Below are 274 nucleotides of genomic sequence, written 5' to 3' on the forward strand. Positions count from 1 at the left end.
GATTCACTTTTATCTATTTGCCAAATGCCTAAAGGCGTTGCAGTGGGCACTCTTGCAATTGGTGAGCCGGGCGCAGCAAACGCAGGTTTACTAGCCGCGCAAATTTTAGGGTGTCAAAATCCAGAAATTTTTGCAAAAATTGAAGCGTTTCGTAAAGCTCAAACCGACACTATATTAGCTAATCCAAACCCTGCAGAGTAATAATGAATATTTTAATATTAGGTGCAGGGCAACTTGCACGTATGATGAGCCTTGCAGGCGCGCCGCTTAATTT

General features: G+C 43.1%; 1 protein-coding gene. It reads left to right on the forward strand.

Annotated features, from left to right (window positions below):
• Positions 1 to 201, forward strand: a 201-nt coding sequence (locus tag AAEZ00_RS21215; RefSeq protein ID WP_351089877.1) for an AIR carboxylase family protein, incomplete at its 5' end; no start/stop codon positions are given.
• Between the last annotated feature and the right edge of the window lie 73 nt (positions 202 to 274).

It is taken from the genome of Shewanella sp. S1-49-MNA-CIBAN-0167 (genome assembly GCF_040310145.1).
GTDB classification, from domain to species: Bacteria; Pseudomonadota; Gammaproteobacteria; order Enterobacterales; family Shewanellaceae; genus Shewanella; species Shewanella psychromarinicola.